The following is a 21,407-nucleotide window of genomic DNA, read 5'->3' as shown; positions in this document are numbered from 1 at the left end:
GTCAGTGCAGGAAGCCGGAGAGATTGGTTTCGATGTTGCGCGGGTTCTCGCCCTGTGCGATCGAGATCAGGCCTTCGATGACCATTTCGCGGTCGCGGGTGTTGTGCGAGATCACACTCTTGAGCTTGGCGGCGATCGGCAGGAACAGCAGGTTGGCCGAGGCAATGCCGTAGATGGTGGCGGTGAACGCGGCGGCGATGCCGTGGCCGAGCTTGCTCGGGTCGGCCAGGTTCTTCATCACCGCGATCAGGCCGAGTACGGCGCCGATGATGCCCAGGGTCGGGGCATAGATGCCCATGGCCTCGAAGACCTTGGCGCCAGCCTGGTCCTGGTGTTCCTGGCTGCCAAGTTCGATCTCCAGCATGTGCCGCATCGATTCGGGTTCAACGCCGTCCACCAGCAGCTGCAGGCCTTTGCGCAGGAACGGGTCCTGCTGTGCTTCCACCTGTGATTCCAGGCCCAGCAGGCCCTGGCGGCGGGCGATGTTGCTCCACTCGACGATCTGCTGGATCAGCTCCCGGCGGTCGCTGTGCGGCGGACGCACGACCCAGCGCACGATCTTGAACGCATGCTTGAACACCGCCGGCGAGGTGTGCAGCAGGATCGCGGCCACGGTGCCAACGATGACGATCACGAACGCCGCAGGCGACCACAACGACGCCAGGCCGGCGCCCTTGAGGATGCTGCCACCGACCAGTGAGGCCAGGGCGAGAAAGAGTCCAATGAGGCTGAGTCTATCCATGGTTCCGGTATCGGCTTGTATGAATGGGACTTGAGACACCGGGAGATCGCGTACAGACGGTAGTCACAGTTTTCGGGGTGCCGGGCCATGCCCGGCAGGGGTCATCTCAACCCGTCCACGTCCAGGATCAGGGCCATGCGACCATCGCCAATCAAGGTTGCACCGGCGTAACCACGCAGGCCGCGCAGGGCTTTCGGCAGGGGCTTGATGACCACTTCCTCACGCCCGCGCACCTGGTCCACGACCAGGCCGAAGCGCGCTTCACCGGCCTGGAGCACCACGATGGTCAGCAGGGTCGAGGCGGCCGGCGTCACATCCAGCCATTGGCGCAGATCGACCAGCGGCAGGGTGTGCGAGCGGCGGTCGAGTACGGCACGGCCATCGAACCAGCCCAGCGAGGTGCGTGGCGCATGCAGCACTTCCATCACGCGGGCCAGCGGCAGGGCGTAGACATCCTCGCCGGCCTGCACCAGCAGGGTCGGCAGGATGGCCAGGGTGAGCGGCACGCGGATCAGGAAGCGACTGCCGCGACCCAGTTCGGACTGGATCTGGATCTGCCCGCTCAGTTCACGGATGCGCGACTGCACCACGTCCATGCCGACGCCACGTCCGGAAATATCCGTGACCTGCTGCTTGGTCGAGAAGCCGGGCAGGAACACCAGGTGCAGGCATTCCTCGCTGCTCAGGCGTGCGGCAGCTTCCGGGTCGATCAAGCCCTTCTCGCGTGCCTTGGCGCGCAGCTTTTCCGGGTCGATGCCGGCGCCATCGTCCTGCACCTCGATGCTGACGTAGTCACCTTCCTGTTGTGCGGAGAGGCGCACGTGGCCCATCCGCGGCTTTCCCTGCGCTTCGCGCAGCTCGGGCATTTCCACGCCGTGGTCGATGGCGTTGCGCACCAGGTGCACCAGCGGGTCAGCCAGCGCTTCGACCAGGTTGCGGTCGAGCTCGGTCTCGGCGCCGATCAGCTCCAGGTCCACTTCCTTCTTCAGCGAGCGGGCGACGTCGCGGGCGACCTTGGGGAAGCGCGAGAACACCTTGCCCACCGGCTGCATGCGGGTGCGCATCACCGCCGACTGCAGGCGGGCAGTGGCGATGTCGAGCGTCGATACGGCGCGGTCCAGCTCCTCGTCGCGCAGGCGCGCACGCAGGGTCTTCAGTCGATTGCGTGACAGCACCAGTTCGCCGATCAGGTTGACGATCGCGTCCAGGCGCTTGGTGTCCACGCGCACGGTGTGTTCGGCCTCGGCCAGCGGCTTTGCTGGCGGCTTGGCGGCGGGGGCCGGTGCAGCCGGGCGCGGTGCCGGTGCGGCGGGTGCAGCAGCGACGGGCTTGGCACCGGGCGCGGCGCCGCCATGCAGCTGATCGAGCAGGGCTTCGAATTCGTCTTCGCTGATCAGCCCGTCGTCGGCCTTCTTCGCCGTTGCGACCGCAGTTGGCGCGTTGCCGCCATGCAGCTGGTCGAGCAGGGCTTCGAATTCGTCATCGGTGATCAGGTCGCTGCCGCCTGTTGCAGGCGCGGCTGCAACAGGCGCAGCCGTGCCACCGCCGTGCATGTCGAACTGCGCGATCAGCTCCGGCGGCGCGTAACCCGGTTCGGTGCCCGACGACACTGCGTCGAGCATCGACTGCAGGTAGTCCAGCGATTGCTGGGCGGCATCGAAGTGATGGGCCTGCAGCACGGCCTGGCCGGCGCGCGCGATGCCCAGCGCTTCTTCGGCGGCATGGCACAGCTCGACCATGGCGGTGACGCCGAGGAAACCGGCGCCGCCCTTGAGCGTGTGGTAGCCGCGGAACACCGCATTGAGCTGCTCGCTGTCCTGCGGTGCCTGTTCCAGCGACACCAGCTGTTCGCCCAGGCGGTCCAGGATTTCCTGTGCCTCGATGATGAAATCGGCAGTGATGTCGTCGGATACCGCGCTCATGCTTACAGCCCCAGATCCGACAACAGGTCGTCGGCGTCGTTCTGCGAGACCGCGTGGCGGTCCAGTCCTTTCAGTGCCGGCCCGGCCAGTTCCGGATCGGTGCGATGCTGTTCCGGCGGCAGGCCGAGTGCGCCAAAACCTTCATGCACGCGGCGGACGATGCCGACCACGCGACGGATGATCTGCCCGGTCAGGTCCTGGTAACTCTGGGTCAGGGCGATCTCGGTCAGGTTGTGGCGGATGCGCTCGAGCTGCGCGTCCTGGCCCGGCTGCAGCCCTTCGGCACGCAGCTGTTCGGTCAGGCTGCGGCATTCTTCGGCCAGGTCCAGCGTACGGTGGGTGGCCTGTTCGGTCATCGCCACCACGTGGTCCAGGCGCGCGCAGGCATCGTCCAGCTCACCGGCCTCGCTGGGCACGGTCGGCAGTTCACCCAGTGCCTGCCCCAGCTCGCGGGCCAGCCGCGAAAGGCCGCTCATCATCGGCTGCGTGCGCAGCGCGACCAGTCCGTCGATGCGCTGCCGCCAGGCGGCTTCGTCACCGGACTCGAGCGCGTCCAGGGCTTCCTGCAGGCGCAGGGCGAGGGCGTTCCTGTCGACCGTGGTATCCATCAGGCGCTGGCCGCCAGGCGTTCGAAGATCTTGCCGAGCTTCTCTTCCAGGGTCTGCGCGGTGAACGGCTTGATGATGTAGCCATTCACGCCGTTCTGCGCCGCTTCGATGATCTGCTCGCGCTTGGCTTCAGCGGTGACCATCAGCACCGGCAGGGTCTTCAGCTTGGCATCGGCGCGGATCGCCTTCAGCAGCTCGATGCCGGTCATCACCGGCATGTTCCAGTCGGTGACCACGAAATCGAACGGCTGGCTCTGCAGCAGCGACAGCGCGGCATGCCCGTCCTCGGCTTCGGCGGTGTTGGTGAAGCCCAGATCGCCCAGCAGGTTCTTGACGATTCGACGCATGGTCGAGAAGTCGTCGACGATCAGGATGCGCATGTTCTTGTTCAAAGCAGAGTTCCTTTGTTGTTCATTCCGGGCGGCCGGGGGCAGCCGCCTCGGTCATGTTCATTCTTCCAGGCCGGCGTCCGCCGCCTCGAAAATCTTGAGCCGGCCGCGCAGACGCAGCACCGCCTGGCCGTGGATCTGGCAGACCCGCGATTCGCTCACGCCGAGCACCGCGCCGATCTCCTTCAGGTTCAGTTCCTGCTCGTAATAGAGCGAGAGCACCAGCTGTTCGCGCTCGGGCAGGTGGCCGATGGCCTTGCCCAGCTCGCGCCCGAACTCGCCGCGCTCCAGCACCTGCTGCGGGGTCGGGCCGCCCTGGGCGACGGTGTCCAGCTCGCCCTGGTCCTCGATGCGCGACTCCAGGCTCAGCACCTGGCCACGTGCGGCGTCTTCCATCAGCCGCAGGTATTCGGGCAGCGGCATCTCCATCGCGGCGGCCACTTCGGTGGCGCTGGCGGCGCGGCCACTGCTCTGTTCCAGGCGGCGGATGGTGGCGGCGGCATCACGGGCACGGCGGTGCACCGAGCGCGGTACCCAGTCGCCACGGCGGATCTCGTCGATCATCGAGCCGCGGATGCGGATCGAGGCATAGGTCTCGAACGAGGCGCCCTGGTCGGCGTCGTAGCTGCGCGAGGCTTCGATCAGGCCCATCATGCCGGCCTGGATCAGGTCGTCCACTTCAACGCTGGCCGGCAGGCGCGCGGCCAAGTGGTGGGCGATGCGCCGCACCAGGTCCGAGTGCTGGGCGATGACTTCGTTGGCCGCCGATCGCTGGACTTCGCGGTACTGGGCTGCACCTTTCATGCGGCCACCCCACGCTGCTTGAGGATGCGTTCGAGGAAGAACTCGACACCGCCGCGCGGCTCGGTCGGCGCCTGCCAGCGCGCGGTGCGGCGGGCGATTTCGGTGATCGCCAGGGCGGACGGGCTGGACGGGTAGGCCTTGACCACCGGCTGCTGGCGCTGCACCGACAGGCGCAGCCAGTCGTCCTGCGGCACGCAGCCCAGGTAGTTCAGCGAGACGTCGGCAAGGAACTTCTCGCAGACGCGAGTCAGCTTCTCGTACAGCACGCGGCCTTCATTGGGGTCGCGCACCATGTTGGCCACTACCTGGATGCGGTCCACGCCCCGTTCGCGCGACAGGACCTTGATCAGGGCGTAGGCGTCGGTGATCGAGGCCGGCTCGTCACAGACCACCACCACGGTGTCCTGCGCGGCCTGGCAGAAGGTCAGTACGCCGTCGGTGATGCCGGCGGCGGTATCCACCACCATGATGTCCAGTTCACGTTCCAGCTCGGAGAACACGTTGACCAGGCCGACGTGCTCGGCCGGGGCCAGCTCGGCCATGTGCCGGCGGCCGGATGCGGCCGGCACCACCAGAACGCCGTTCGGGCCTTCGACGATGACGTCGTCCAGCGAGCAGCGGCCTGCGACCAGGTCGGCCAGCGTGAAGGTGGGGTTCAGTCCCAGGATCACGTCGATGTTGGCCAGGCCCAGGTCAGCGTCCAGCAGCAGCGTGCGCTTGCCCATGCCGGCCAGTGCCACGGCCAGGTTGGCGGACACATTCGTCTTGCCCACGCCGCCCTTGCCGCCGGTCACGGCGATGGTGCGCACAGGGCCGAGCGGCTCGCTGCGGGTGGCCGACAGCGGGAAAGTCTTGGTCAGCTTGGCGTACTCACGCGACGGCATGGTTCAACTCCGGGTTGCAGGGCATATCGGCCGCTCGGCGCAAATCTTCAAGGCGAAGTACAAGATTGGCTGCACTGGCCCGGTGCAGGTCGTCCGGAACGTCCTGGCCATCGGTTACCCAGGTGATCGGCAGCTGGTGGTCCACGGCCACCGACAGGGCGTTGCCGAAGCGGCCGGTCTCGTCCAGCTTGCTCAGCACCAGGCCCTGCAGGTTGGCGGCGCCGAAGCGGCGGACCACCTCGTCCATGTCGCCGAAGCTGGTGTTGGCTGGCAGCACCAGGAGGGTGCGCACCTGGCGGGCGGCGCGCAGCCACTGCAGCTGGGCGGCCAGTGCCCGGTCGCGCGGACCCAGCCCGGCGGTGTCGATCAGCACCAGTTTGTAGTCCTTCAGGCGTTCCAGCAGCTGGTCCAGGTCGGTGCCGCTGTTGGCCTCGTGCACGGCGATGCCGAGCTGGCGGCCGTAACCGTACAACTGCTCTCGGGCGCCGATGCGGGTGGTATCGGTGGTCACCAGGGCGACGTCACGCGGCGCGTGCTTCTCGGCGAAGCGCGACGCCAGCTTGGCGATGGTGGTGGTCTTGCCGGCGCCGGTCGGGCCGACCAGCGCGATCACGCCGCCTTCTTCCAGTGGGTCGACCGGGGCGATCGGCAGCTTGCGCGAAATCAGCCCCAGCATCAGGCCGCGGCCACGATGGGCCTCGGTCTCCAGCGGGATCTGCATGGCCACGTCGCGGGCCAGGCCGGCGTCGAAACCGTATTCGTCCATCAGGTCCAGTGCGGTGGCGCGCACCGGGCAGCCACGCAGGCGCTCGTCGGTGAAGCGGTTCATTTCGCGCTCGATCACCTGGCGCATGCCGGCCACTTCCTGACGCAGCTGGCGGATCTCGGCGTCGTCCTGGGCAACCACGGTCAGCGTCGGCGCCGGGGCCAGCACGGGTGCCGGGCTGGTTTCGATGGGTGTGTTGGCTACTGCCGGTTCGTCGGCGGTGATGTCCGGCTGGACGTCGGCCATGGCAGTGCCCGGCAGTGGCGGCGGCTGCACGGCGGGGACCGCGCTTTCGTGATGCATCTCGTGTGGCGGATCGATCTGGAAGCGGGCGCGGTTGGCCGGCGCGGTGACGGTCGCTGCCGGTGCAACGATGGCCTCGGCGAACGGGGCGAAGATCTGTTCCGGCAGCGCCGGTTCGTTGACGGCGGCGCGCGCCAGGGTGGCTGCGAAGCCGGTGCTGCCGCGGGTCGGCACGATTTCGTCGGCGCTGTCCAGGGTGCGGCCGGTGGCACCCACGGCCGCACGGGCGAGGGCGGCCACGGCCGAGGTGGTGGCGGCCACCGGCTCCGGCGCCGGGGTAGTGCTGCGGCGGCGGGTCACCGCGGCGATCACCGCGTCGGCGGCGGTGCGCGGCTTCGGTGCCGGCGGCGGGGCGACGTCACGACGCGAGGCTTCCAGTGCACGCTGCACGGCGCTCTCGTCGTAGTTGGCCGCGGCGACGATCTCGATGCCTTCCTCGATCCGGCGGTTGGACAGGATCACGGCGTCAGGACCATGTTCCTTGCGCACCAGGTTCATGGCCGAGCGCATGTCGGCGGCGACGAATCGTTTGATTTTCATGCTGTGGTCACGGGACGAAGACGGCGGGGTGGCGGTCGGAGAACTCGGGTGGTCGGTGGTCTGCACGGTGCGGGTTCCCCTTGGTATCTGTCTGTTGCGTTGGTTCGAAGGTGGTGTCTGTTTTCTGGCGCATCGGTGGGCGGCGTCAGCTGATCGTTCCGACCAGCTTCAGGCGCTTGTCCTCCGGCACCTCGCTGTAGGCCAGGACCGACAGCGACGGAACGCTGTGGCGGACCAGGCGCGCCAGCGCGGCGCGCACCGGGCCCGGTACCAGCACGACCGCCGGCTCGTTTCGCGCTTCCTGCTTGCTGACACATTCGGCCAGGCTCTGGTGCAGTCGCTCTGCGAGTCCGGGTTCCAGCGCGGCGCCGTTGCCCTGCGTGGACTCCTGCAAGACACGTTCCAATTGCGGGTTGAGGGTGAACACCGGCAGCTCCGCCGACATGCCGGCGATCTCCTGCACGATGAAGCGGCCCAGCGCGGTGCGCACGGCGGCGGACAGAACCGCCGGGTCCTGGCTGCTGGGCGCGTGCTCGACCAGTGCCTCGGCGATCTTGCGCAGCTGGCGGATCGGAATGCGCTCGACCAGCAGGTTCTGCAGCACGCGCACCACCGCCGACAGCGGCAGCGCCTTTGGCGTCAGATCTTCGACGAGCTTGGGCGCGCTCTTGGCCAGGTTGGCCAGCAGGTGCTGCACTTCCTCGTGGCCCAGCAGTTCCGGCGCGTGCTCGCGGATCAGGTGCGAGAGGTGGGTGGCAACCACCGTGGCCGGGTCGACCACGGTGTAGCCCAGCGTTTCGGCCTGGGCGCGCTGGTGCGGCTGGATCCAGGTCGCATCCAGGCCGAACGCGGGGTCTTTGCCGGCGATACCTTCCAGTGCGCCGAGTGCACTGCCGGGGTCCAGCGCCAGTTCGCGATCCGGATGGATTTCGGCGGTGGCCACCGGCACGCCGTGCACCAGCACGCGGTAACCATTGGCCGGCAGCTCCAGGTTGTCGCGGATGTGCACCGAGGGAATCAGGAAGCCCACGTCCTGGGTCAGCTTGCGGCGCACGCCCTTGATGCGTGCCATCAGTTCACCGCCCTGGTTGCTGTCCACCAGCGGGATCAGCCGGTAGCCGACCTCCAGGCCCAGTGGATCGACCGGGCGCAGCTCGTCCCAGCTCAATTCCGCAGTGGGTGCTGGTGCGGCCGGGCGGCCCAGTGCGTTGAGCGCGGCGGCATCGGTGCCGCCCGTGCCTGCGTCGGTGGGCGGGGCCTTGCCCTTGCGGTAGACCTTCCAGGCGATGAAGCCGAGGATCGCGGACAGCGTCAGGAAAGCGACGTTGGGCATGCCCGGCACCAGGCCGACCACGCCGATGATGCCGGCGGTGATCGCCAGCGCACGGTACTGGCCGAACACCTGGCCGGTCATGGCCTGGGCCATGTCCTGCGAGCGCGAGGCACGGGTGACCAGCATCGCCACCGCACTGGAGACCAGCAGTGCCGGCAGCTGCGCCACCAGGCCGTCACCGATGGAGAGCAGGGTGTAGGTGGCGGCGGCATCGCCAAACGGCATGCCATGCTGCAGCACGCCCACGGCCAGGCCGCCAAGCATGTTGATGAACAGGATCAGGATGCCGGCGATGGCGTCGCCGCGGATGAACTTGCTGGCACCGTCCATCGCACCATAGAAGTCGGCTTCCTCGCGGACTTCTTCACGACGCAGCTTGGCTTCTTCACGCGTCAGCAAACCGGCGTTGAGGTCGGCGTCGATCGCCATCTGCTTGCCCGGCATGGCGTCCAGGATGAAGCGCGCGGTCACTTCCGAGACGCGGCCGGCGCCCTTGGTGATGACCACGAAGTTGATGATGGTCAGGATCGCGAACACCACGATGCCGACCGCGTAGTTGCCGCCGATCACGAATTCGCCGAAGGCGGCGATGACCTTGCCTGCGGCGTCGTGGCCGTTCTGGCCATTGAGCAGGATCACGCGGGTGGAGGCCACGTTCAGTGCCAGCCGCAGCATGGTGGTGATCAGCAGCACGATCGGGAAGATCGTGAAGTCCAGCGGGCGTTTCACGTAGACCACCGCCAGCAGCACCATCAAGGAAATGGCGATGTTGAAGGTGAACAGCGCGTCGAGCACGGGGGCGGCCAGCGGCACCACGACCATGGCCAGCAGGGCCAGCACGATCAGCGGCGCGCCAAGGCCCTGGCGGATCATTTCCAGGGCGCGGCGGGTGTTGAATCCGGTGGAGGGCTGGGCGCTCACGGGCGGCCTCCCTTGCCGAATTCATCCACCTGGATGTGCGGGGCGTCCGGCATCGGGCCAGTGCGCCAGGCGCGCAGCTGGTAGACGTAGGACAGGACCTGGGCGACGGCCGAATACAGTCTCACGGGGATTTCCTTTCCGAGTTGGCCTTCCCGATACAAGGCGCGTGCCAAAGGCGGGGCGGAGACGATCGCAACCTTGTTGCCGTCGGCCACTTCACGGATGCGCAGGGCGGTCTCGTCCACGCCCAGCGCCACCACGGTGGGGGCGTTCATGGCGCCGCCTTCGTATTTCAGCGCCACCGCGTAGTGGGTGGGGTTGACCACGACCACGTCGGCGGTGGGCACCGCTTCCATCATCCGGCGGTTGGCCATCTGCTGCTGCAGCTGGCGGATGCGGCCCTTCACCTCGGGGCTGCCCTCGCTTTCCTTCATTTCCCGGCGCAGTTCCTCGCGGGTCATCTTCAGCTTGCGCATCCAGTTCCAGCGCTGGTACGGCGCATCGATGGCGGCCAGCACCAGCATCGCGCCGGCGGTGGCCAGCAGCAGGCGCAGGGTGAAGCCGAGGCCATCGGTGATGGCGGTCTCCAGCGGGTGGTGGATCAGCCCGCGCAGGGTGTCGAAACCGGTCCAGACCACCAGGCCGGCGGCAACGCCGACGAAGGCCACGCGCAGCAATGACTTGGTGAACTCGGCGATGGCCTCCGGGCCATACAGGCGCTTGAGCCCGCTCATCGGGTTCATGCGGTTGATGTCGGGCAGCAACGCCTTCTGCGACCAGCGCAGGCCCCCCATCACCAGCGGTGCGACGAAGCTGGCCAGCAGGCAGACCAGCACCAGCGGCGCGATCACCAGCATGAACTGCAGCAGCAGGTCGCCGAAGTGGCCGAACAACTCCTTCGGGTTCTGCCGCAGGCTCTGTTCCGGGCTGAGCGCCTGCTTCATCCAGGCCGTGGCGCCACGGCCGATCGAGCCGCTCATGGCCATCACCGCCAGCACGCCGGCGCCGAATACGGCGGCCGTGCCGAGTTCGCGCGAGCGCGGCAGGTTGCCCTGTTCACGGGCGTCGCGCAGGCGTTTTTCGGTCGGTTGTTCGGTCTTTTCGCCGGCGGATTCGTTCTCAGACATCACGGGGCACTACGGCAGGGGATGCCGGGGTGCGTGCAAGAACCGTTCCACGCATGGCGTGAATCTACCGACGGCCGTCTTGTAGAGCCGAGCCCACGCTCGGCTGCGGTTGGCTCAAGCGCGAAGCGCAGCCGAGCGTGGGCTCGGCTCTACAGGAGGGTGTTGCAGGAACCGTTCCGTGATAGCGGGCGGCGGCTCGGGTAACGCCGGACCGTGCCCGGCGCAATCATCCGTCCGGCTTCACCGGCTGCAGCGGAATCGACAACATGCTGTCGCTGTGCCATTCCACGCGCAGCGGTTCACCGGCGTCGGCCACGGTCTCGTCGCTGACATCGCGCCCGGTGCCGTGGTTCACCTGGTGCATCGCGTCCTTCAGTACATCCACCTTCACCAGAAGGCGGCTGCCGGCCGCCAACCGTCGCGCCACCATGCGTGTGCGGTCGAACGGCAGATGGGTCCACTGCCCAGGGTGCAGCAGCTGGCGCGTGGTCGGATCGCGTACGTGGCTGGCCCGGCCCATGAAGTAGGACAACTGCATGCGCCGTCCATCGGCCATCAGCTCATACAGGGTGACGGTGAAATCAACATCCCGCTTGTTGATCCGGACCTTCATGTCGCCGGAGAAGCTGCCCACCAGGTCCATGGGGCGAGTGAAGGGTTCGGACACGAAGGACAACGCAGTGTCCGGCTCGTCCTGCGGGGCGATGATCGGGGACGGGTAGTAGCCATGCCGCCTTTCATTGCGGTCGGCCAGGTCCACGGTCTGCTGCAGGTGGCCAGACGTCGGCGGCTGTTCCTGCAGTCGGTGATAGCCCAGGGCCGATGCTGGCGCGGGAGAAAGGTGGTAGCGGCGCTGGCCGCCCGCAGCGGCCTGCAGTGTTGCCGCATGGCCCCACGCGTCGGCGCCCATCAACTGGTAGTTCACACGGTCGGGCAGCAGCGCCGGGCGCGGGGCGCCACGCAGCACATGGTCCAGCCACTGGAACGTCAGTGCCGGTGTGTCGAACTGCGCAGCCGGGTCCAAGGCGTAACCGCGCAGTTGCATGGGCTTCAGCGCAGCCTGCGCGCCGCCGTGATCATAGGGGCCGATCAGCAGGACGTGGTTGGCGTCCGGCCGATGCCGGAGGTGCTCCTTGAAGTACTGCAGCGCCGATATCTGGCCATCGTCGTAGTAACCGGTGATGGTCAGCACCGGGATGCGGATGTCGCTGAACTGGTCGCCATACGGCACCATCGCCTGCCAGTAGGCGTCGTAGGACGGATGCGCCAGCCAGCGCTGCAACCAGGGATTCGGGGTGCCGTCGACCTGGTCGATCTGCCGGTACGGGCGGCCGGAGGCATACCAGCGTGGCCCCAGCTGGGACCAGCGGCGGCTCTGCGCGTAGGTGTGCTTGTCCAGCATCGGGCCATTGGCCACGTAGAACGCCCAGCCGTAGTTGGCACTCAGGAACACGTTGTTCTCCATCGGCAGGCCCTGGCCGGGGATGGCGGCAACGTAGGGCACGATGGTCTTCAGTGCAGGATGATGATGGCGCGCTGCGGCCCAGGCGGTGAAGCCTTCGTAGCTGCCGCCGTACATGGCCACGCGGCCGTCGTTCCAGTGCTGGTGGCTGATCCAGTCGATCGCCGCATTGGCATCCGCACCGTCATGCTCGTACGGGGCGATGGTGCCGGTGCCCCGGCCCTTGCCACGCGCATCAACGATGATGCCGGCGTAGCCATGGGCCGCGGCCAGCAGCATCTTCAGCCGGTTCTTCGATGGGTCGGTGTAGATGGTGAAGAGCATGGCGGCCGGCAGCTGCACCGGGGCGGCGCGTGGCCGTGCCAGCTGCGCCGAAAGGATGACGCCGTCGCCGACGGGGATGCGCAATGCATCATCGATGACGAAGCGGCGCTGTTCCTCCGCAGCGACCAGCGGAGGGGCCAGTGCGGCCGCCAAGGTCTGCGCACGCAGTTCCGCCTGCAGTCGGACCAGGTCCAGCGCGGTGGTTTCGGGCAGGGTCGCAGCATCCTGCTGGGCAGCCAGGGCCTGCGCCAGCTGCGCGCGGAGGGCGGCTGGCTCCACCGCGAGCGCGGCATCGGCCTGTACGGCGGCAACGTCGTCCAGGTGTGCGAACGCCGAATGGAACGCACGCGCGTAGGCCGGCGCGTCCGTTTCGCCGGCGGTTGCAAGCAGCAGCATCGGTACCCAACGTTGTGCCGCTGCGCTGTCTCCAGTCTCCTCCAGAGCACGGCGTACCTGCTCGATGACGTGGCGCGCTTCAGCGTAACGACCGGTTGCCAGCAATGCGTGGCCGCGCTGCGCATCGGTCAGGGATGCGGAAGCCAGAAGCTGTGTGCCCAGTGTCCGCACGGCGGCATCGGTATGCGCGGGTGACGCATCCGCAGGCAGCGACCACGGCAGACCAGCGGCAGCGGCGTGGCCAACAGCGAGGGCCAGCAACAGGCCGGCAACGGTAGTGCGTAGGGCCACGGACGCTTCCTTGGATGACAGTGGAACGGCGCATCCACGCATGGCGTGGATCTACCGAAGGCCAACCAATGGTAGCGCCGGGCCGTGCCCGGCGGGAGCCGAGCGCAGGCTCGGCTCTACAGGGGCGCGTTGCCGTTGGGTGGCGGACTCTGCGCCAGTTCCACCCGCGGCCGTGGCAGATCGTGCAGCTGCATGAAGCGGGCGGCATCGACCGGGCGACCCAGCAGGTAGCCCTGCAGGTAGTCGCAGCCCAGGCGTTCCAGGTAGGCGCGCTGGGCCGCGGTTTCCACGCCTTCGGCGACGATGTCCATGTCCAGCGCGTGACCCAGCGCCACGATCGCCGAGACGATCACAACGTCCTCGGCGCTGTGTTCCAGGTCGCGTACGAACGCGTGGTCGATCTTGATCTCGGTGGCCGGCAGTCGCTTGAGGTACAGCAGGCTGGAGTAGCCGGTGCCGAAATCATCGATGGAAATGCCCACGCCCAGTGCCGACAGTGCCTGCAGCAGGCGCAGGCTGGTATCGGTATCGCGCATCACCGTGCTTTCGGTGATTTCCAGCACCAGGTGCCGTGGCGCGATGTTGTGGCGCTCGATCACCGTGCGCACGTCCTCCAGCAGGTGCGGAGAGCTGAACTGCACGGGCGAGAGGTTCACCGACATCGACCAGGTTTCATGGCCGGCATCGTGCCACCGCCGCAGCTGCTGGCAGGCCTGGTCCAGCGCCCAGCGCCCGATGTCGTTGATCGCACCGCTGCGTTCGGCGAGCCGGATGAAGCGGTCCGGCGGGATCAGGCCATGCTCCGGATGGCGCCAGCGGATCAGCGCCTCGGCACCGGCCACCTTCTGCGTGGCTACCTGGATCTTCGGCTGGTAGTTGAGGAACAGCTGCTCGCTGCCAATGGCCCGGCGCAGGTCGGCCAGCAGCCGGAACTGTTGCTCGGCACTGTCGTTCATCCAGTCGGCGAACAGCACGAAGGCGTTGCGCCCGGACTCCTTCGCCTGATACATCGCCGCATCGGCAAAGGCCATGAGCTGCCGCTCACTGGCCGCGTGGTCGGGGCAGATCGCCACGCCGATGCTGGCGGTCACCTGCAGTTCGTTGTCTGGCAGCAGGGGGCCGCTGCCGACCGCCTGCAGGATGCGCCGGGCGAGGGTGGGCAGGTCTTCGTCGTGCTCGATGCGCACCACCATCACGAATTCGTCGCCGCCAAGCCGCGCCAGCATATCGTTGGGGCGCAGCAGCTGGCGGGTGCGCTCGGCCACCGCCACCAGCAACGCATCGCCGGCCTGGTGGCCGTAGGCATCGTTGACCTGCTTGAAGCCATCCAGGTCCATGAACATCACCGCGAAGCGGCTGCCGCCCTGTTCGGCTTCGGCCAGCGCCTGCACGATCCGCCGCTGCAGCAGCAACCGGTTGGGCAGGCGGGTGAGTGGGTCGTGCAGTGCAGCCTGGGTCAGTTCCTGCTGCGCATCGGTCAGCGAGGTGCTCAACAGGGAGTTGCGCAGGCGCAGCAGCTGCGCCTCCACCCGCTGGTCCAGCCACGAGACCACCAGCACCACGGCCAGGATCGCCACGGTCAGCACCACCACCAGCATGGCCAGCCATTCGCTCTGCAGTCCATCGCCGACGGCCGCGCCGCAGATGCTGCCTTCCGGGAAGCGCGCGGCGGCCATGCCGGTGTAATGCATGCCTACGATGGCCAGGCCGAGCAGGCCTGCCGCTGCCAGCCGGTCACCGACCCGGGTGCGCTGCGCACGCAGGCGGAACGCCACATACAGCGCCGTCCACGAAGCAGCGACCGCCACCATCAGCGAGAACAGCAGCCAGCCCGGGTCGTAGTCGATGCCGGGTTGCATGCGCATGGCGGCCATGCCGACGTAGTGCATGCCAGCAATGCCGGTGCCCATCAACAACGCGCCGCCGGCCAGCCGTGGGTGCGGAAGCGTGCGCAGGGACACCAGCCAAAGCGCGAACACCGACGAGGCAATCGCCAGCGCCAACGAAAGCAGGGTGATCGGCAGGTCATAGCCCAGCGGGATCGGCAGGTTGAACGCCAGCATGCCGATGAAATGCATGGACCAGATGCCCAGGCCCATGGCGAAGCCACCACCGATGCGCCACCACCAGGCGGCGCCCTTGCCGGGCGCGGTGACCGTGCGCCCGGCCATCGCGAGCGCGGTGTAGGAAGCCATCACGGCAACCAGCAGCGAGATCGCCACCAGCCACGGGTTGTACGTGCCTACCAGCATTCGTCAGTCTCCCGGACCTGCCTGTCGACGGAAACCACGGTGGGGCATGCATGAGGCAGGCCGACGCGGGGCGTCGACCACGTGCGGCATCCCCCCGGTTGCCGCGCATTCACTCTAACGCGCGGACCGGGGGGAAGGGCAAGCAGTAAAACGTGAAATTGCGCCCCTGTAGAGCCGAGCCCATGCTCGGCTGCCGCTCCTGCCGAAGACAGCCGAGCATGGGCTCGGCTCTACAGAAACAAAGGAAGGGCAAGCAGTAAAACGTGATGATCGGGTCAGTGCGTGACCGCGTCCGCAGCCTGGAAGGCGGCATCGAACAGGCGCTGTACCGGCGGCCCCATTTCCCCGGCCAACAGAGCCAGCAGGAACAGGCCCAGCAGCAGCGAGACCGGCAGGCCCAGCTGGATGGGGTTCAGGGCGGGCGCAGCCCGGGCCAGTACGCCGAAGGCGAGGTTCACCGCCAGCATCGCCGCGATCAGTGGAATGGCCAGGGTCAACGCACCCCGCAGCACCGCCAGCAGGAAGGTCGGGGCGATACTGAAGAACGCATGGGGGTCCGGCAGGGGGGCGCCGATCGGCAGCGCCCGGTAGCTGTCCACCACCAGCGAGATCAATGCCAGATGGCCGTTGGCGGTGAAGAACAGCAGGCCGAACAGCAGGTAGAACCATTGCCCGATCACGCCCGAGGTACCACCACGGAGCGGGTCGCTCATCTGCGCGAAGGCCAGGCCGGTGCCCTGGGCGATCAGTTCGCCGGCCAGCGCACCGGCCTCGAACACCAACCGGAGCAGGAAGCCGATGGACACGCCGATGGCCAGCTCGCGGGCGATGGTCAGCACGGTGGCGGCATCGAAGCCGGTCCAGTCCGGTACCGGCGGCAGCAGGGGGGCCAGGGCGATGGCCAAGGTCCCGGCCAGCACCACACGCACCCGCGCAGGCACCGCACGGGTTCCCACCATGGGCATGGCCATGGCCACCGCGCCGATGCGCAGCATGGTCCACAGCACGGTGCCGATCATGCCGAAGGCCTGCAGGCCATCGGCAGCCATCTGGGTGGCGGCGTCCATCGAAGCGTGCGTCCTAGCCGATCAGGTGCGGGATGCGCTGGAACAGCAGCGTGGTGAACTCAACCAGGTGGCCGATCAGCAGGCTGCCCAGCGCGAACAGCACTGCAGTCAGCGCCGCCGCCTTGGCGACGAAGGCGATGGTCGGTTCATTGAGCTGGGTTGCAGCCTGTACAACGCCCACCACAACGCCCACCACCAGCACGGTGAGCAGCAGCGGGCCGGCCACCCACAGGACGGCGATCAGGCCACCACGCAGTTCGGTCAGGGCAAGTTCGGGAGACATTCGGATTCCATCTGCTTGTGTAGAGTCGAGCCATGCTCGACTGCTCTTTGCGGGGATATCAGGCCGGATTGAAGCTGGCCGCCAGCGTTCCTACCGTCAGCACCCAGCCATCCACCAGCACGAACAGCAGGATCTTGAACGGCGCAGAGACCAGCATCGGCGACAGCATCATCATGCCCATCGACATCAGCACGCTGGCCACCACCAGGTCGATGATCACGAACGGGATGAAGATCAGGAAGCCGATCTCGAAGGCGGTCTTCAGTTCGCTGGTGACGAACGAGGCGACCAGCACCGGGAATGGAATCGCGTCGGGGCTGGCGTAGGTGCCGTGCCCGGCGATGCCGGCGAAGGTCATCAGGTCGGTCTCGCGGATCTGCGCCAGCATGAACGCACGCAGTGGCTGGGTGGTCATCGTCCAGGCGGTCTGGAAGTCGATGTCACCGTTGAGGTATGGCGCCATGCCCGTGCTCCAGGCCTTGTCCCAGGTGGGCAGCATGATCATTGCGGTGAGGAACAGGGCCAGGCCCAGCAGCACCTGGTTGGACGGCGTCTGCCCGGTGCCCAGTGCCTGCCGCAGCAGGCCGAGCACGATGATGATGCGGGTGAACGAGGTCAGCACCAGCAGCATCGACGGGATCAGGGTGATCGCCGTCATCAGCAGCAGCGTCTGCAGCGGCAGGCTGACCGGCGCACCGCCGATCTTGCCGACGTTGATGTCCGGCAGCGGCGTGGCGGGAGCGCCGGGTGCTGCGAACGCCAGTGCGGGCAACAGGCACAGGGCAAGCAACAGCAGCCACGGCATCAGGGTGGCAAGACGGGTACGGGTGACACGCATGTCAGGGGTCCTTGCGCAGCCGCTGCTGCAGCAGCTGGGCGAAATTCGGCAGGTTCTTGAAGTCCGGCACGCGCACCGGTGCCGGCGGCGGCAGCGGTTCGGGCAGGGTGTGCAGGGTATTGATGCCACCGGCGGTGACGCCCAGCAGCAGTTGCTGGCCGTTGACCTCGACCACCACCACGCGCTCCTTGGCGCCGACACTGAGGCTGGCCACCAGCCGCATGCCTTCGGCGGGGCGGAAGCCACTGCCGGGCAAACGCTTGAGCAGCCAGCCAAGGCCGATGACCAGGGCCAGCACCGCCAGCAGCGCCAGCACCGCACCGAACAGGCTCGGTGCGGCAGCCGCGTGCTGGCCGACCTGCGGGCCGACCGGGGCGGCGGCCTTGCCGACCGCCAGCAGGGTGGAGGCCAGCAGGCTCAACGCAGTCTCCGGATCCGCTCGCTCGGGCTGACCACGTCGGTCAGACGCACGCCGAAGCGATCGTTGATCACCACCACTTCGCCGTGGGCAATCAGGGTGCCGTTGACGAACACATCCAGCGATTCGCCTGCACCACGTTCCAGTTCCACCACCGAGCCCTGGTTGAGCTGCAGCAGGTTGCGGATCGGCAGGCGGGCACGACCGACTTCCAGCGACAGGGTCACCGGCACGTCGAGGATCACGTCCAGGTTGAGGTCGGCGCCGGCCCCTTCTTCGGCCTGCAGGGTGCCGAACTGGGCCGGGGTCGGTTCGAGGGCGTCGATATCGTTCATTGCGGGTCTTCCTGGATGACGGGTGCGCGCGGGCGGGTGCCCGGCGGATGGGTAGCGGTGATCTTCACGGCGTTCATGCCGTTGGCGATGCCGAACTCGCCAGTGAATACCGGGATGTTCTCCACGCACAGCGGTACCTGCGGGGTCAGCTCGATCGGCAGGATGTCGCCAACCTTCAGCTGGGTCAGGTCGCGCAGGGTCATGCGCTTGCTGGCCAGTACGCTGGACAGGGTCACCTCGGCGATGTTGAGCTGTTCGCGCAGGGTCTGGCCCCAGCTCTCGTCGCGGTCGTTGCGGTCGCTCTGGATGCCGGCGTCGAGCAGCTCGCGGATCGGCTCAAGCATCGAGTACGGCAGGGTGACGTGGATGTCGCCGCCGCCACCGTCCAGTTCCACGTGCAGCCGGCATACCACCACGTATTCGCGCGGCGTCACGATGTTGGCGAAGTGCGGGTTGATTTCCGAGTTGATGTACTCGAAGTCGACATCCATCACCGGTGCCCACGCCTCGCGCAGGTCGGCGAAGGTCTGCTTCAGCAGCAGGTGGATCACCCGCATTTCGGTGGCGGTGAACTCGCGGCCTTCGATGCGTGTGGGATAGCGCCCGTCGCCACCGAAGAAGTTGTCGACGATGGCGAACACCAGGGTCGGTTCGAACACGATCAGGCCGGTGCCACGCAGCGGCTTGAAGCGGATCAGGTTCAGGTTGGTCGGCACATACAGCGAGTGCATGTAGTCGTTGAACTTGATCAGCTCGATGCCGCGCACCGACAGCTCGGCCGAGCGCCGGATCAGGTTGAACAGGCCGATCCGCCACAGGCGCGCGAAGCGCTCGTGGACCATTTCCAGGGTTGGCATGCGACCGCGGATGATGCGGTCCTGGCTGGCGAAGTCGTACGAACGCGCTTCGCCGGACGGCGGTTCCGGATCGGTTTCGACCGCGCCACTGTCCACGCCGTGGAGCAGGGCATCGATCTCGTCCTGGGACAGCAGGTCATTCATCGGGGGGCCCTTACTGGGTCACGAAGCTGGTGAACAGCAGATCGTCGGCGCCGTTGCTGCCGGTCTCGGCCTTGAGCACCTTCTGCACTTCGGCCAGCGAGGTGGCCTGCAGCTTCTGCTTGCCGGCGACATCAGCGATCTGGTCGGGGCTGACCTGCGAGAACAGCATCAGCAGGCGTGCGCGGATGGCCGGTGCATGGGTCTTGATCGCTTCCAGCGCGGCCGGGTCACGCGTCATCAGCTGCACTTCCAGCTGCAGGTAGCGCGGGCCGTCAATGGGGCCGTTGAGGTTGACCACAAAGGCCGGGTCCAGGGCGAAGTACTGCGCCGGTGCCGGGGTGGCGGACTTCTTCGGGGCGTGCGCGGTCTTCTCTTCCGGCTTGGACTGGGTGAAGAACCAGACGCCGCCACCGGCGGCTGCGGCGGCCAGCACGGCCACCAGGGCGGTGATCAGGATCGGACTGCGCGGCTTGGCGGCCTTGTCCTTCTCGGCGGTCTTCTTGGTTTTGTCAGCGGCTGCGGCCACGGGGTGAAGCTCCTGAGGGTTGCTTCACCGGGATATGCAAGGGGCGTGCCGAAGGCGGGGCAGTGGGATGCGACGGAATTCCGTCGGGGTGCCGGTGGGGCCGTGCGGAGCAAGCTCCGCACCCACCAACGCGACACTGGCAGGTGCCGACCACACCGCTCTGGTGGGTGCCAACCACATCGCTCTGGTAGTAGGTGCCAGCCGCTCCACTCTGGTGGGTGCCAACCTTGGTTGGCACGCTTGGTTGGCACACCCGTCAGGCGTAGGCGTCCAGCAAACCGCGCTGGCGGATCAACTGCGCGGACGAAACGCTGGCGTCGCCTGGCGACGGATCTCCGTCACCTGCCTTGCCGCCGCCACCGGGCTGCGCCGACGCATTGCCGTCACCGCCGGGGGCCTGGTGGCCGACGTCGGCATGAGCGAGCTGGAAGCCCTGTTCGCCCAGGAGTTCACGCAGACGAGGCAGGCTGCTTTCCAGTGCCTGGCGCACATCCACATGCGGGCTGCTGAAGCTGGCATGCACCTTGTCGCCGTTCAACTGCAGGCGCACGTCCACTGGGCCCATGTCGTCCGGACTCAGCCGGATGTGGGCATGGCCGATCTTCTGGTCGGCCAGCCAGCCCAGGCGTGCGCCGATGGCCTGGTCGAAGCCGTCGTCACCGAGCACTGGTTTCGGTGTCGGTTCGCCGTTGAAAATGGCGTTGCCGGCGGCGAGTGCGGCCTTCAGATCCTGCACGGCGGCATTGCTCGGCGCGTGCAGCAGGGGCGCCGTGGCACGATCGCCAATGAGGAGTGTGTCGCTGCCCTCACCACGCTCGCTGCGCTTGCCGGGCAGCACCGCCTCAGGCAATGGCAACAGGGTCGCCGGATCGGCCTCGCCGGGCGCGTTGCCCTCAGCGGTGGCCGCAGCGGGAGCTGCAGCTGCGGATGGCAGGGCCACTCCAGCAGCCTGGGCAGCGGGGGCGGGCAGCGCTTCGCCGTCAGCGCTGGTCGCCGTTGCTGCCAGCGCTGGCAGAGCGGCGGCAGGATCGGTGGGCGCCGGTACCGCCAGCACCAGTCCTGCCAGCCCGAGCGGCGGCCAAGGGGCTTCCTCGGTCGTCGCCGGAGCGTCCTTCTCGGCAGCAGGCCTGGGTTGCGCTGCGGGCACCGTGGCTGCGATCTCTTCGGGTACGGCAGCGCTGTCCGGCCTGCGCTCGCCGCTGGACTGGCCATTGCCGTCGGATGCCGGCGCCTGTGCAGGCGACGTGGGCATGTTCGAGGGCCTGGAGGATCCATCGGCGCCCGGCGCACCACCCTGCAGCAGCTGGCTGAAATCCTTGCTGCCGTCACTGCGTGATGCGCGCGCTGGGCTGCTGCCGGCATTCTGCGACTGTGCGTTGGCGCTGCTGGCGAGCGGGGCGGGCATCACGGGCGGCCTCCCTGCTCGGTGCCATCCTGGTCTTCGGCCTGCACCAGGCGCGCACGGCGGGCACCAATGTCGTCCATTTCGCGCTGGTCGCGGCGGTCGGTGACCACTTTTTCCTGCGCACGGTAGCTGGCGGCCAGCTGTTCCAGCACGGCCTTGTCGCGGCTGGCCAGGATCAGGCGGGCGCGCTCGGCCTCCACCTTTTCGCGGTTGCCGTTGACCGTGGCCTGCTGCTGCTCGACGGCACTGTCCAGGCGGTCCAGAAACGCGCGCCGGTTCAACAGCTGCGCCGGGCTGGTCGCGGCCATCTGGGCATTCGCATACTCCTCGGCGTAGCGGCGCAGTTCGTCCAGTCGCGATAGATGGGTATCGAGCACGCGCTGGCGTTCGGCCAGATCGCGGGCGACCGCGTCCTCGTGTTCCTGGGCCCGCTTGAGCAGGGGATCGATGCGCTTGGACTGGTTCATGGC

At 67.6% G+C, this 21,407-nt stretch carries 20 protein-coding genes; all 20 read right to left on the bottom strand.

Annotated features, from left to right (window positions below):
* Nucleotide 1 precedes the first annotated feature (1 nt).
* Nucleotides 2–742, bottom strand: coding sequence for a flagellar motor protein (locus D7Y61_RS09140; protein WP_005409527.1), 741 nt, complete (start codon nucleotides 740–742; stop codon nucleotides 2–4).
* 101 nt (nucleotides 743–843) lie between these two features.
* Nucleotides 844–2,664: a chemotaxis protein CheA gene (locus D7Y61_RS09135; RefSeq protein WP_180865986.1), complete on the bottom strand. Its 1,821-nt coding sequence runs from the start codon at nucleotides 2,662–2,664 to the stop codon at nucleotides 844–846.
* A 2-nt stretch (nucleotides 2,665–2,666) separates the two neighbouring features.
* Nucleotides 2,667–3,272 (bottom strand): protein phosphatase CheZ, encoded by a 606-nt coding sequence (locus D7Y61_RS09130; protein WP_049465790.1) that lies wholly within the window; start codon nucleotides 3,270–3,272, stop codon nucleotides 2,667–2,669.
* Nucleotides 3,272–3,664 (bottom strand): chemotaxis response regulator CheY, encoded by a 393-nt coding sequence (gene cheY / locus D7Y61_RS09125; protein ID WP_005413247.1) that lies wholly within the window; start codon nucleotides 3,662–3,664, stop codon nucleotides 3,272–3,274. The genes D7Y61_RS09130 and cheY overlap by 1 nt, the downstream gene beginning before the upstream one ends.
* A gap of 57 nt (nucleotides 3,665–3,721) precedes the next feature.
* Nucleotides 3,722–4,465 carry an RNA polymerase sigma factor FliA gene (locus tag D7Y61_RS09120; RefSeq protein WP_005413248.1) on the bottom strand — a complete coding sequence of 248 codons (744 nt, stop codon included), beginning with the start codon at nucleotides 4,463–4,465 and terminating at the stop codon, nucleotides 3,722–3,724.
* The gene (locus D7Y61_RS09115; protein WP_005416424.1) at nucleotides 4,462–5,349 is read right to left on the bottom strand and encodes a MinD/ParA family ATP-binding protein; all 888 of its coding nucleotides are present in this window, start codon (nucleotides 5,347–5,349) and stop codon (nucleotides 4,462–4,464) included. The genes D7Y61_RS09120 and D7Y61_RS09115 overlap by 4 nt, the downstream gene beginning before the upstream one ends.
* Nucleotides 5,336–6,958 carry a flagellar biosynthesis protein FlhF gene (gene flhF / locus D7Y61_RS09110; protein ID WP_180865985.1) on the bottom strand — a complete coding sequence of 541 codons (1,623 nt, stop codon included), beginning with the start codon at nucleotides 6,956–6,958 and terminating at the stop codon, nucleotides 5,336–5,338. Before flhF ends, D7Y61_RS09115 begins: the two co-directional genes overlap by 14 nt.
* 145 nt (nucleotides 6,959–7,103) lie before the next feature.
* A complete protein-coding gene (gene flhA / locus D7Y61_RS09105; protein WP_180866011.1) occupies nucleotides 7,104–9,164 on the bottom strand; it encodes a flagellar biosynthesis protein FlhA in 2,061 nt (686 codons plus the stop codon).
* A gap of 44 nt (nucleotides 9,165–9,208) precedes the next feature.
* The gene (flhB, locus tag D7Y61_RS09100; protein ID WP_005416428.1) at nucleotides 9,209–10,339 is read right to left on the bottom strand and encodes a flagellar biosynthesis protein FlhB; all 1,131 of its coding nucleotides are present in this window, start codon (nucleotides 10,337–10,339) and stop codon (nucleotides 9,209–9,211) included.
* A 226-nt stretch (nucleotides 10,340–10,565) separates the two neighbouring features.
* Nucleotides 10,566–12,812, bottom strand: a complete 2,247-nt coding sequence (locus D7Y61_RS09095; protein WP_180865984.1) for a CocE/NonD family hydrolase — start codon at nucleotides 12,810–12,812, stop codon at nucleotides 10,566–10,568.
* Between the two features lie 116 nt (nucleotides 12,813–12,928).
* Nucleotides 12,929–15,064 (bottom strand): putative bifunctional diguanylate cyclase/phosphodiesterase, encoded by a 2,136-nt coding sequence (locus D7Y61_RS09090; RefSeq protein WP_180865983.1) that lies wholly within the window; start codon nucleotides 15,062–15,064, stop codon nucleotides 12,929–12,931.
* A 275-nt stretch (nucleotides 15,065–15,339) separates the two neighbouring features.
* Entirely contained in the window at nucleotides 15,340–16,131 is a 792-nt protein-coding gene (fliR, locus tag D7Y61_RS09085; protein WP_180865982.1) for a flagellar biosynthetic protein FliR, read from the bottom strand.
* Nucleotides 16,132–16,144: 13 nt separating this feature from the next.
* Nucleotides 16,145–16,414 (bottom strand): flagellar biosynthetic protein FliQ, encoded by a 270-nt coding sequence (locus D7Y61_RS09080; RefSeq protein ID WP_100472194.1) that lies wholly within the window; start codon nucleotides 16,412–16,414, stop codon nucleotides 16,145–16,147.
* Between the two features lie 58 nt (nucleotides 16,415–16,472).
* On the bottom strand, nucleotides 16,473–17,252 hold the full coding sequence (fliP, locus tag D7Y61_RS09075) for a flagellar type III secretion system pore protein FliP (RefSeq protein ID WP_180865981.1): 780 nt from the start codon (nucleotides 17,250–17,252) through the stop codon (nucleotides 16,473–16,475).
* 1 nt (nucleotide 17,253) lies between these two features.
* On the bottom strand, nucleotides 17,254–17,652 hold the full coding sequence (fliO, locus tag D7Y61_RS09070) for a flagellar biosynthetic protein FliO (protein WP_180866010.1): 399 nt from the start codon (nucleotides 17,650–17,652) through the stop codon (nucleotides 17,254–17,256).
* 17 nt (nucleotides 17,653–17,669) lie between these two features.
* Entirely contained in the window at nucleotides 17,670–18,005 is a 336-nt protein-coding gene (gene fliN, locus D7Y61_RS09065; protein WP_012510967.1) for a flagellar motor switch protein FliN, read from the bottom strand.
* Entirely contained in the window at nucleotides 18,002–19,006 is a 1,005-nt protein-coding gene (fliM, locus tag D7Y61_RS09060) for a flagellar motor switch protein FliM (protein WP_180865980.1), read from the bottom strand. The genes fliN and fliM overlap by 4 nt, the downstream gene beginning before the upstream one ends.
* A 10-nt stretch (nucleotides 19,007–19,016) precedes the next feature.
* Entirely contained in the window at nucleotides 19,017–19,532 is a 516-nt protein-coding gene (locus D7Y61_RS09055; RefSeq protein ID WP_180865979.1) for a flagellar basal body-associated FliL family protein, read from the bottom strand.
* A 256-nt stretch (nucleotides 19,533–19,788) separates the two neighbouring features.
* Entirely contained in the window at nucleotides 19,789–20,937 is a 1,149-nt protein-coding gene (locus tag D7Y61_RS09050; RefSeq protein ID WP_180865978.1) for a flagellar hook-length control protein FliK, read from the bottom strand.
* Nucleotides 20,937–21,404, bottom strand: coding sequence for a flagellar export protein FliJ (fliJ, locus tag D7Y61_RS09045; RefSeq protein WP_021203862.1), 468 nt, complete (start codon nucleotides 21,402–21,404; stop codon nucleotides 20,937–20,939). The genes D7Y61_RS09050 and fliJ overlap by 1 nt, the downstream gene beginning before the upstream one ends.
* Nucleotides 21,405–21,407: the final 3 nt, after the last annotated feature.

The organism is Stenotrophomonas maltophilia, assembly GCF_013464485.1.
Taxonomy (GTDB): domain Bacteria; phylum Pseudomonadota; class Gammaproteobacteria; order Xanthomonadales; family Xanthomonadaceae; genus Stenotrophomonas; species Stenotrophomonas maltophilia_AW.
The sequence above is the reverse complement of the archived record's forward strand: the minus strand, read 5'-3'. Positions and strand labels throughout refer to the sequence as shown.